Genomic DNA, 11834 nt, shown 5'->3' with positions numbered 1-11834 from the left:
TTAAACGTGAAGTATCCCGTGGCTCGAATGCTCGCACAGATGGGCAGCGCCACAGCGGAGCAGAGGAGGATGCGCCCCATGAAAGCCCCGGAACGATTCCGCCTGATCGGCATGACCGCCATGGCAACGATCCTGATCGCTGCGGCACCTGCCGGCGCACAGGCGCTGGAAGACAGCCAGAGCAACGGTCCTGCCGCGCAGACCGGCGACGCAGCGAGCCAAAGCGAGGATGACATCGTGGTCACGGGGCTGCGCGAGAGCCTGCGGCGCGCGACAGACATCAAGCGGTCGGCCGACAATATCGTCGATTCAATCGTCGCCGACGATATCGGCAAATTGCCCGACCAGAACATCGCCGAGGCGATCCAGCGCATCCCAGGCGTCACCATCTCGCGCGACAATGGCGAGGGACAGTTCATCACCGTGCGCGGCCTCGGCCCCGCGTTCAGCACCGCGCTCTACAATGGCCGTATTCTCGCAACCGAGAATCAGGGCCGCGAGTTCAGCTTCGACATCCTGCCGGCCGAACTGATCAATCGCGTCGATGTCTCCAAGACTCCAACCGCCGCGCAGGTCGAGGGCGGCATCGCCTCCACCGTGGACATGTACACCGCACGACCGTTCGATCTGGGAACCAAGCTCGTCCTTTCAGCCCAAGGCAATTATGACAAGCTGCGCGGAAAGGTCTCGCCTCAGGCGTCGGGCCTGTTCAGCACCACCTTCGCCGATGGCGGTCTCGGCATTCTCGCCGCCTTCTCCTACATCGATCGCAAGATCGAGGGCCGCCGCATCTTCACCGATGGTTGGGAAGCCAATCAGAGCCTCGACTTCAACCGCGATGGCACGCCCGAATATACCGGCGTCTCGCTTCCGACCTATGTCGAATATGGCGCCAACTCGACCAGCCGCAAACGCATTTCCGGGCTGCTCAGCGGTCAAGCCAAGCTATCGGATGCGCTGACATTCACGGTCGACGGGCTCTATTCGAAGCTCGACGTCAACGACGATAACAAGGTGTTCTTCGTCTATGGCGGACCCGGCGACGTCCGCGCCGGGACGGTCGACGCGAACAACACTCTTACGAGCTATACCGGCATTGCCTCCGGGCCCATGATCACCAATCAGATTCGTCCCCGCCTCGCCGAAACCTACCAGGTTGGCGGCAATCTGGAATGGAAGCCCGATGGCCCGCTGTCGGCATTCCTCGACGTGTCCTGGTCCAAGGCGACCGACGACACCGGCGGGAACCAGGCATGGTTCGAAAGCAACCTGGCTGCGCCCGGCTATTCGGCTGCGGCGGTGCAGATGCAGCTACAGGACGGTCTCCCCGTCTATTCAGGGTTGGGCAATTTCCTCGACACCTCGAACGCACGGCTGGGTTACATCACGTTCGAAGGCGTCAGCATTTCGGACGAGATCTACCAGATCAACTCGCAGCTCAAATATGAGGCCGAGGCCGGGCCGCTGCGTCGGATCACGGCCGGCTTCAACTATTCTGATCGCAAGAAGCAGCGCTTCTCCTACAAGACGCCGGATGGGCTGCAGAGCGTGTTTGGCGGCATCCCGGTGCCGCAAAGCGTGTTCGGCGAGCCGGCGGACGCGAGCGATTTCCTCGGCATCGACATGTTCCCGAGCGGCTTCCCTGCCTACAGCGCGCGAGAGATCGCGGCCTATCTGCTCACCGATGCCGCGATCGCCGCGACGGCGAATCCCACTGCCACGCGCGCCGCATTGGCAGCGAACGGCGGCAGCCTGGATGTTGCGCTGATACCCAGCAACAGCGGCTCGGCGCAGGAGCGCACGATCGGCGGCTTCCTCCAGGCGTCGCTTGGGGGCAGCTTGGGCGCACGCAACTGGTCGGGAAATATCGGCCTGCGCTACACGCGCACCGACGTCACCTCGCGCGGGTTCGGGCAGGAAATCCTCAGCATCACCACGCCGCCGGGATTGGACCCGATCGTCAACCTGTCCGCGCCGCAGCCGCTGACCGAAAAGGGGTCGTATAGCGAGTGGCTGCCGAGCGCCAATTTCAAGATCGACGTAGTAAGGAACCTGGTATTCCAAGCCGCGGTGGCGAAGACGCTCACGCGCGCGACACTGAGCGATCTTCTGCTCATCCGAAACATCAACCCGCGGCCGCGCGAGCGCGCGATCACCGACGGCAATCCTGACCTTCAGCCGATGGTGGGGTGGAATTACGATGCGGCGCTGACCTGGTACATCGACCGTTCGAGCTATCTGAGCGTGGCCGTGTTCCAGAAGGATCTGAAGAATCTGAGCGAGTCGGTCACCACCACCATTCAGGTTCTCGGCCTCGATTTCCGACGGACCCGCCCGGAAAATGTGGGCGATGACCGGATCCGCGGCCTGGAACTGTCGGGCCAGTACACCTTCACCGGACTGCCGGCGCCGTTCGACGGCCTGGGCTTGCAGGGGAATGTCAGCTTTGTGGGGGACGAGGGCAACACGTACAACGTCGTCGGCTTCTACGAAAAGGGGCCGCTGCAGATGCGGCTCGCCTACAACCACCGCGAGGCGTACGAGCAGACCGCCCAAGGCAATCGCGGTCAGCCTGTCAACGTCGCGGCCTACGGGATCTGGGATGCCAGCATCAACTTCGCGTTGAACGACCGGCTCACCCTGTTTGCGCAGGGGCTCAACCTCTTCAATGAGAAGACCTTCCTTTATTCGGTCTTCGAGGAGCGGACGATCTCCTACGAGACTTATGGCCCCCGCTACGCGCTCGGCGTCCGGGTGAACTTCTGACGACTACGGCAGCGCAGGCGTAACTTAACACGAGCGCGCATAGCCGCCGCCAGGAGTGGATATCGCGTCGGACTAGCCGCCAAAGTCACCCACGCTGGATCTCCTCCAGCGACGCATAGGGCGTATCGCTCCGCGCGGCTACGATCGCGGCCCCATCCGCGTTGGGCAGATCGCGCACCATCCGCAGGCCGAGCCGGACCGCCTTATACTCGCCGTTCGCGCCCTCGAGCGTGCAATCCCAGCGACCGGTATTCACATCGATCGGCCGAATCTTGACGTCGTACGCCCTCGCGTCGCGTACGATTTGCGCTGGCGCATAGACCGCGCTTGTCTTGGTAAGCCGTCGCACTATCGTCGCGATATGGCCCGATTTTCCTCGATGCTGATGCAGGGACGGTTGCAGGACATGGTGCGTATCGTTTCGCGCGAGGGGAGGATAAAACATGCAGATCGCTCGCTTGAGTCTCGGCGCGCTGTTGCTGACGTCGGCGGCAGCACCCGATAGCGGCCATGGAGTCTACGACGCGTCTGGCATCGAGGCGCGTGTCGTCGCCCGCTGCTCAGCGTTGGTGGCGCGGGAATTTGGCGACGATGTTCAGATCATCTCGGCCGTACATGTTGACGCGGCAGCGCCCGGAACCGTTTCCAGCGGATCGGGTCGGTCGTTCGCGTCGGGCATTCCCGCGCATTGTCGCATCGAGGGCATGATCAACGCTCGCATGGGTGCCGAGGGCAAAGCCTATGGCATTGGTTTCGCAATTGCGCTGCCGGACCAATGGAGTGGGCGTTTCCTGTTACAGGGGGGCGGGGGGCTCAACGGCAGCGTCGCGCCACCGCTGGGCAATGTCGCCGCCGGCGATGTGCCGGCGCTTGCGCGCGGCTTCGCCGTCATCAGCCACGATAGCGGGCACAAGGGCGCGGTATTCGACGCGAGCTTCATGGCCGATCAGCGCGCAGCGCTGGACTTCGCCGAGGCATCGGTGCGCACCGTGACCATTGTCGGCAAAGCGATCACTACCGGATACTATGGGAAGCCGATCGGGCACAGCTACATGGCCGGCTGCTCGACTGGCGGGCGCGAAGGGATGCTGGCATCGCAGCGCTACCCCGAATTGTTCGACGGGATCGTCGTCGGCGCGCCGGCGATGCGTACCGGCGACTCCAATCTGGCGATCGCCTGGTCCGCGGTGCAGTTCAATCAGGCCGCGCCGCGCGATAAGGACGGGCTGGCGATCGTCCCGCAAATCTTTCCATCTTCGGATCGCAAGCTGATCCTCAAGGGCATGCTCGATCAGTGCGATGCGCTGGACGGGCTCGCCGACGGAATGATCATGAACCAGGCCCAATGCCGTTTCCAGCCCGCCCGATTGCGGTGCAAGACAGGCAAGGCTGAGGGGTGTCTGAGCAAGGCACAGGTCTCGGCGCTGGATCGCGCCTTTGCCGGGCCAAAGGACGCGGCGGGCTACCCGGTCTACACACCGGTTCCTTATGATACGGGTATCGTCGATGCGGGAGGTTATCTTCCAACTGGTGCACCAGGCGTGTTCGGTCCGGCGCCGCGCGAACTGACGATCGATCTCGATGCGCGTCTCCAGGCAATCCGAGCCAACGCGGCCCAGCGTCTGACCGACACACATGTCTGGACCAACCTGAACACGTTCCTCGGGCGCGGCGGGAAGATCCTGTTCTATCACGGCGTCAGCGACGCCTGGTTTTCCGCACTTGCGACATGGAACTATTGGCAGCGCGCCCGGGTGACGAACGGCCCGGCATGGGACGCCGCAAGCCGTTTCTACATGGTGCCCGGCATGGGGCATTGCGGGGGCGGCAATGCATTCGACAATTTCGATCTGCTCGGGCCGGTGGTCGACTGGGTCGAGAAGGGCAGGGCGCCTGGCGCAGTGCTGGCCTCGCGCCGCGGACCCGCGAAGGAAGAACGGCCGATGTGCCCGCACCCGAGCTATCCGCATCATGTAGGCGGTGACCCGACCAGACCCGACAGCTTCGAGTGCCGCGCGCCAAAGAGCTGATGATGGCCGTTTGACCCAGGCGCCGAATATGCGCCGTGGGCCGGGGAAGCGCCGTCGATTGTCCCAACTGCGTGTCCGCATTATGACGCGAGCGGCGCCTGACATGGGGCAGGCCGTGCCGGCTGACCGCCGATCTCTGGTGTCGAAAATAGAACGACATGCCGAGGGCTATGTCCAGGTTATCAGCACCTTTACGTCAGCGCCACCGCTACGCGCTACAATGAAGGAATGAGGGTCTTCCAGCGCTGATCGAGCTTGGACCGGGCGTTCTCCGGAGTCGCCCGCGAGACGAAGGAGAGGCCGCGCAGTGCTACATTGTGTCCGCTGAGCAGGCGACCGGTCACGGTGTAGCCAAGATCGTAAAGTGCAACATCCTCATGCGGTACGCCGTCGGTGAGAAACCGCGTGATGATCACCACGGGTAGCCGCTCGTCGCCGCGGCTGTCGTCCGGCATGTGCGCCGCCTCGCGCGCCTTGATGAGGGCGCTCTCGAACCATTTTGCTTCGATGCGAGGCTCTCCGGTGGTTTCCACCGGCGCCACTTTCAGTGCGCCCGGAAGTAGGATCTTCTGGCTCTGTATGGACTGCCCGGTGGAAGCGGGTCTGAGTGCGAGCTCCCGCCTTCCGCTGTCTCCGGCGAGGAGCAGCAGCGTCGCTGCCTTGGCCGATGTCTGCTTGGCTTCCGCGCTCTTTGCTGCCTTGCTCTCGCTTCGCTCGCTCCAGCCGTTCCAAAGAGTCAGAGCCGAGATCGTGACAGCGATCACCCCCAGGACTTCACCCAGCGTGATCCAGCGGCGCCGGATCGCAGCTGCTTCTAACGCGCGCTGCTCGGCACGTATGCCGGAGTTCGCCTGTTCGGCCGCTTGCTCGCCAGGAATATCTTCGCTCACAGCGGCGTTCCACCATCTGCGGGGGGAGCGGTCAAGCGTCACGCGAGGCGATCGGTCGCGCGCACCCACCTGTTTCTCTGTTCGCCTGAACTGGCATCGTGCCTTTGGGCCGAAGCAGCGTTAGCCTGTCGCCCTGCAGGTTCCTGGATACTCCCCTGGCATTTCTCAACGCCCGCTTTCCATCATAACGAACACCCGGTGGGAAGCGGATGCCAGCCTCGCTCGGTCAATTTCGCGAGTACGAACACGCTTGCATCGTTACTCACGAGATCAGGAGGTCAGGTGCCAATCAACACGCCTTGATATACCGGGTCTTCCAGAGCTCGCCCCGCACCCATTGCTACGCACATCAGCGCATTTTCCGCGACCGTGACGGGAAGCCCGGTTGCCGTTGATAGTACGACATCGAGGTGGTCAAGCAGGCTGCCGCCACCCGTCATGACGATACCCTGACCATGAATGTCCGAGGCCAGTTCAGGCTCTGCCTTTTCGAGCGCGGAAAGCGTCGCTTCTACGATCTGCGCAGTCAGTTCGGCAAGGAAGTGGGAGATTTCTCCCTGGCTGACCTCGACCTCTGCGGGCATGCCGTTGACCAGATGACGCCCCCTGACCGTCGTTATCGCTCCAACACCATCTCCCGGTGTTTCGGCGGTTCCGATTTCCATTTTTATCCGTTCGGCGGTGACTTCGCCAATCATCAGGTTGTGCTTGCGCCGGATACCCAACGCAATCGCGTCATCCATCCGATCGCCGCCGACGCGAACGGACGCGCTATACGCCAGTCCTCGCAAAGAGAGGATTGCGACCTCGGTCGTGCCTCCGCCAATGTCTACAACCATGGCGCCGATCGGCTCGGTTACGGGCAAACCGGCGCCAATCGCGGCAGCCATAGACTCTTCAATCAGGTACACTTTACGGGCGCCAGCGTTCGTGGCGGCCTGCTGGATTGCACGCCGCTCCACCTGGGTAGCACTGCTAGGGATGCTGATGGCGATCTCGGGGCTGCGCGCGAACCTGCGCGGTCCGCCGCGGGCCTTGTCGATGAAGTACTTGATCATCTGTTCCGCCACTTCGATGTCCGCGATCACTCCGTCGCGAAGCGGACGGATTGTACGGACATTGTCAGGGGTTTTGCCCAGCATGAGCTTTGCCTCCGCACCGACCGCGCGCACGCGGGAGATCCCGTTGATCGTCTCCATCGCCACGATCGAAGGCTCGCTGAGAACGATCCCTTTATCGCGCAGATATACCACCGTGTTCACGGTGCCGAGGTCGATCGCAAGGTCGTAGGAGGCACCAGGAAAAAAGCGAGGAAACCGCATTGAAGTCAATCTGTTGCGTCGCCAGAGGCTCGAGGTCGAGCGAACTGCACATCGACCGCGTGAAAGCATCCGGTGGGCCCGCACCGAAGGCTGGTCAACCCGGTTAGCGGCTGCCTGAGGCGCGGTGGCGCTCACTTGAAGTGTTTCCACCCGTCAACGTGGCCTTCCGACGCAGCCCCCCGCGCGGATGCCGCTTGGCCTCGTGGAGGTCTACGTCTGCGCTTCCTGCTCTGGTGGGGAAAGCGGAAGGGTCGTGAGCGACTCCGCGAAATCCGGCGCGCAGGTGGAAGCCCGTGGCTTTTGGGCCGCCCCCCCGCGCGAATTGCCGTCCGTTTTCGTGTTGGAACCACGACGCGATCGACCAATTACGATCTGTCGCTGGAGTGGTATCTGTCACCGGTCAGTTATCTGAGCACCGGCGGCTTCTACAAGAATCTGAGTGACTTCCTCGAGCTTCAGACGCTGCTGGTCGAGCGGTTCGGGCGTGTGTTCCAGGACACCCGCACGCGCAACGGCCAGACGGGCTATATCCGCGGGATCGAGGCAGGCGGCCAATATTCGCTCGATTTCCTGGGCGGTTTCGCCTCAATCTGGTGGACCGATCCGTGCCTACAACACGCGAAGCACATGCGACCTTTCGGGCGCAACGGAACGCACAGACGGGTGGACGCCTGGGGCCGGTGGCTGTGGCGGCGCGTCGTTGACGTTCTTCAAGCGGCAATGCAATAGAGCGCGTCGTGACGCCATCATCGGTGCCCGCTGGGCGAGGGTGCGGCCAATGCGGGCATGATCGGGCGTCCATCGACTATCGCTGCCGAAAGCCAGATGTGGGCATGAAATGTTGAATGGCGGCGGTCTCATTTCACTGTTCGCCGAATTGCGTCCGGCGTTGGCGCGCTTTCTCCAGAGTCGCGGCGCTTCGCCGGACGAAGCGGAGGACATCCTCCAGGACGTGAACATCAAATTGCTGGCGGAGCTGCCCGGCCCCGTTTCGCAGCCGCGCGCCTATCTCTATAAAATGACCAACAATCACTTCCTGCTGCATAGACGCACGGCTGGCCGGCGTGAGCGCCGCGAAGAGGATTGGATGAGCGCGCATGGCGGCAACGGAGAGGCGGATGGCCAACCGTCGATCGAGACCGAACTCATCGCCAGGGAGCAGCTCGCAATCCTGCAGCGGCTTCTGGATGACCTGCCGGAACGGACGCGGATCATCTTTCGCCGCTTTCGGATCGACGGAGAGCCGCAGCGAGTGATCGCGGGCGAACTCGGCATCAGCGTCAGCGCGGTCGAAAAGCATCTGGCGCGCGCCTATGAAGCGATTTCGGCCGCGAAGCTTCGGTTGAATGAGGATCATCCGGGCCGGCGGAGTCTCACAGGGGAAAGAGGCCGCCATGTCATCTGAGACGTCGGAGAGCATCGAGGCGCGCGCGATCGAGTGGCACATCAGGCTACGCGACGGCGATGACGCAATCTGGGAGGAATTCGCCGAATGGCTCGCGGAAAATCCGTGCCATGCGGCTGCCTATGACGCGATCGAGCAGGCCGATCTCGCACTCGATCCCCTGCTCCCGCACGTCGTCATCCGCGAGGCGGCAAATGATTCCGAGCACCATGTGGAGGCGGAGCCGGAGCTTCCGGCGCGCGGCGGATGGCGCTGGGGCCTGGCGGGCGGTACGCTCGCGGCCTCCATCGCCGCGGCTTTCCTGTTGCTCTCCCAGGCCGGATCCAGCCGCTACGAGGTCGCGACCCGACCGGGCGAGCGGCAAGTGGTCCAGCTCGATCCGGCCACGCAGGTCACCCTGAACGGCGCTACGCGCATGACCTTCGACCGCGAAAATCCCCGCTTCGCCTCGTTGGCCAAGGGGGAGGCGCTCTTCCAGGTCCGGCACGACAGCGCCCGGCCGTTCCGGCTCGAGGTGGGCGACAACATCGTCGAGGACGCTGGGACGGTGTTCAATGTGGTTCATGAGACCGATGAAGTCCGGGTGGCGGTTGCCGAAGGGAAGGTTGTCTACAATCCCGGCCGGGGCGCAGTGCCATTGGACGCCGGTCAGGCATTGGTGGACCGGGGCGCCTCTGAATCCGTCGCCGTAACCCCCATTCCGGTCGAGCGCGTGGGCTCGTGGAAAACCGGATCGCTGGTCTATTCGGTGGCCCCGCTCTCGCGAGTCGCGGCCGATCTGAGCCGTGCCATGGATGTACCGATCACCGTTGCGTCCGGCCTGGCCGATCGGCCGTTTTCGGGAACGATCATGCTGGATGGCAGCGGTTCCGAACAGCTCCGGCGCCTGCAGCTGGCCCTGAACGTGCACCTCGACAAGGGGCCTGGCGGGTGGGTCATGAAACCGGCCGGCAGTGCGGGGCAATAAGCGGGCGGCGGCCGTCGTCGCTATCGCATTTGGTCTCGGCGCAGCCGATGCCGCCCGGGCGGAGACGTTCAACATCGCGCCGGGTCGGCTCGGCGAAGTCGCAGCCGCCATTGGAGCGCGGGCAGGGATCACCGTCGCCGTCACCGACCCCGAGCTCGCCGGGCGGCTCTCTCCCGGAGTGCGCGGCACCTTTTCCGTGCGCGCCGCGCTGGAGCGCGCGTTGCGGGGAACAGGCGCCGAGGCCGTGTTCTACGACAGAGTCACCGTCAGGATCATAAGGGCCCGGGCGAAACCGCGCCCGGTCAGGCAGAAGCCGGCAGTGATCCCACTGCCAATGCCCGATCCGCCCGCCGTACCGGACGAGATCGTCGTCACTGCCAGCAAGCAGAATATATTGCTCGAAAACTATCCGGGTTCGGCCAAGATAATCGATTTCGAGCCCGCCTGGCTTTCGCGAAACGGGGCGAGAGGAACCGCCGCGCTGACCGAGACGCTGCCGACTCTCAGTTCGACCAATCTCGGCCGCGGGCGCAACAAGCTCTACGTACGCGGCATCTCCGACAGCAGCTTCAACGGACCCACACAGGCGACGGTGGGGCAATATCTCGGCGACGCGCGGCTCAACTACAATGCGCCGGATCCCGACCTGAACCTCTACGACCTGAAGCGCGTCGAGGTGCTCGCCGGCCCGCAGGGAACGCTGTATGGCGCGGGTTCGCTGGGGGGGGTCGTGCGGCTCGTTCCCAACGCGCCGGACAGCGCGGAGGCCTATGCGACAGCGTCGACCGGAGTCAGCGCGACGCGCTTCGGCGGCATTGGCGGCGACGCCGCCGCGATGCTCAACCTTCCGCTCGCCAAAGGCCGGATGGCGCTGCGTCTCGTCGTCTACGGCACGCGCGAGCCCGGCTATATCGACGATCCCTCGCGAAATCTGCGCGACATCAACGACAGCCTGAGTTTCGGCCAGCGGCTGATGTTCCGCATGGAGGATCTGGCGGGATGGACGATCGACGCCGGGATGGTGGTCCAAAACATCAAGACCGACGACGGGCAATATGTCTTGCGTGGCGATCCGCCGCTCGAGCGCAGCAATGCCCTCGCGCAGCCATTCCGCAACGACTACCGCCTGGCCTATGTCACTGCGCGGCGCCCGGTGTTCGGAGGCACCGAACTCGTCTCGACGACATCCTTCGTCCTGCACGATCTGAAGACGGTATTCGACGCCACCGGCTCCGACGGAACGACTTCGCCCCGGCGTTTCGAAGAGAAAAACAATATCGCCCTCCTCTCCAACGAGACACGGCTCTGGGGCGGCGGTCGGCGGACGCCGTGGGTGGCGGGGATGGCGGGAATCTACAGCGTGAGCCGTCTCTCGCGCTTGCTGGGATCGCCTGACGATCCGAGCCAGATCGCGGGCGTGCGCAACCGGCAAGTGGAATTCTCGTTGTTCGGACAAGCCTCGCATCCGATCGCCTCGTCGCTGATCGCGACCGGCGGCGGGCGATTGACGGTGTCTGACGGCGCGGGAACGCTGCTCGACGCTGTCGGTGGCGGAGAGGAGGAGTCGTCGCGCGCGCGAGTGCGTTTTGCGGGGAGCGCGGCGCTCGACTGGCACCTGTCACCGTCGCTGTCGGCCTTCCTCCATTATCAGCAGGGGTTTCGCCCCGGCGGCTTCGCGGTGGCATCCGGATCGGTCGTAGAGAGCCAGGAATTCGAGGCCGACGACCTGAGCCAGATCGAACTCGGCATTCGCTGGCGAGACAAGGCGCGGGACCGGCTGTCGATCCGCGCCGCGATCTTCGGTGTCGACTGGAACCATGTCCAGGCGGATCTCGTCGACGATTCGGGGCTTCCCGCCACTGCCAATATCGGCAGCGGCAGGGTCTACGGGCTGGACGGCGAAATTACGTGGCGCGCGCTGCCGGCCTGGACGCTTACGGTGGCCGCCTTCCTGAACTACAGCAATTTGATCGGGACTGCCTCGGCGGCCGCGAACGCCGATGCAATCACGCTGCCGAACGTCCCTCGGGACGGGGTGCGGGTTGGCAGCCAATGGCGGTTCGAACTGGCACGCGATGTCACGCTGACGGGCGAGGCTTCGGCGCATTATGTCGGCCAATCGCATCTGGGCGCGACCCCGCCGCTGGACGTGATGCAAGGGCAGTATCTCGTCAGCGCAATCGGCGCCCGGATCGACTTCGCGCGCTTCGGCATCTCGCTGGACATCTCGAATATCGGCGATGCGCGCGCGAACACCTTCGCGTTCGGCAATCCCTTCGGGCTTGGCCGTCAGAACCAGGTCACGCCGTTGCGGCCGCGGACTATCCGGCTGGGGCTCGATGCGCGCTTTTGAGAGCCCGTAAGCTACTGAGTTAGCAAGGCGCGGGCGCGCTCCGCATTCGCGCGCAAATACACCCGCATTTTTTTGGTGAGGGTCTTCCGACCTGTCGGTGT

Annotated in this window: 8 protein-coding genes and 1 pseudogene; 6 read left to right on the top strand and 3 right to left on the bottom strand. The window is 63.9% G+C overall.

What is annotated here, in order from left to right:
* Nucleotides 1-78 precede the first annotated feature (78 nt).
* On the top strand, nt 79-2766 hold the full coding sequence (locus tag CVN68_RS09675) for a TonB-dependent receptor (protein ID WP_158298815.1): 2688 nt from the start codon (nt 79-81) through the stop codon (nt 2764-2766).
* A 91-nt stretch (nt 2767-2857) separates the two neighbouring features.
* Here CVN68_RS09675 and CVN68_RS23900 read toward each other — a convergent pair.
* A pseudogene (locus CVN68_RS23900) lies at nt 2858-3085 on the bottom strand (helix-hairpin-helix domain-containing protein); the annotation flags it as partial.
* Nucleotides 3086-3209: 124 nt separating this feature from the next.
* On the opposite strand from CVN68_RS23900, the gene CVN68_RS09665 reads away from it, so the two are divergent.
* On the top strand, nt 3210-4796 hold the full coding sequence (locus CVN68_RS09665) for a tannase/feruloyl esterase family alpha/beta hydrolase (RefSeq protein ID WP_100282019.1): 1587 nt from the start codon (nt 3210-3212) through the stop codon (nt 4794-4796).
* A gap of 215 nt (nt 4797-5011) precedes the next feature.
* Here the strand turns inward: CVN68_RS09665 and CVN68_RS09660 are convergent, their stop codons facing one another.
* Nucleotides 5012-5686: a hypothetical protein gene (locus CVN68_RS09660; RefSeq protein WP_233503663.1), complete on the bottom strand. Its 675-nt coding sequence runs from the start codon at nt 5684-5686 to the stop codon at nt 5012-5014.
* A gap of 278 nt (nt 5687-5964) precedes the next feature.
* Nucleotides 5965-7008 (bottom strand): rod shape-determining protein, encoded by a 1044-nt coding sequence (locus CVN68_RS09655; protein ID WP_100282018.1) that lies wholly within the window; start codon nt 7006-7008, stop codon nt 5965-5967.
* Between the two features lie 300 nt (nt 7009-7308).
* Between CVN68_RS09655 and CVN68_RS09650 the strand changes: the two genes are divergently transcribed.
* From CVN68_RS09650 to CVN68_RS09635, 4 genes are all read left to right on the top strand, one after another.
* A complete protein-coding gene (locus tag CVN68_RS09650) occupies nt 7309-7737 on the top strand; it encodes a TonB-dependent receptor domain-containing protein (protein WP_100282017.1) in 429 nt (142 codons plus the stop codon).
* Nucleotides 7738-7846: 109 nt separating this feature from the next.
* Nucleotides 7847-8413 (top strand): RNA polymerase sigma factor, encoded by a 567-nt coding sequence (locus CVN68_RS09645; RefSeq protein ID WP_100282016.1) that lies wholly within the window; start codon nt 7847-7849, stop codon nt 8411-8413.
* A complete protein-coding gene (locus tag CVN68_RS09640; RefSeq protein ID WP_158298814.1) occupies nt 8403-9380 on the top strand; it encodes a FecR family protein in 978 nt (325 codons plus the stop codon). The genes CVN68_RS09645 and CVN68_RS09640 overlap by 11 nt, the downstream gene beginning before the upstream one ends.
* Nucleotides 9367-11733, top strand: coding sequence for a TonB-dependent receptor domain-containing protein (locus CVN68_RS09635; RefSeq protein WP_100282014.1), 2367 nt, complete (start codon nt 9367-9369; stop codon nt 11731-11733). The genes CVN68_RS09640 and CVN68_RS09635 overlap by 14 nt, the downstream gene beginning before the upstream one ends.
* The last annotated feature ends 101 nt before the right edge of the window (nt 11734-11834 follow it).

This window comes from Sphingomonas psychrotolerans (genome assembly GCF_002796605.1).
Lineage (GTDB): Bacteria > Pseudomonadota > Alphaproteobacteria > Sphingomonadales > Sphingomonadaceae > Sphingomonas > Sphingomonas psychrotolerans.
Note: the sequence above shows the minus strand (reverse complement) of the source record. Positions and strands in the feature narration are given on the sequence as shown.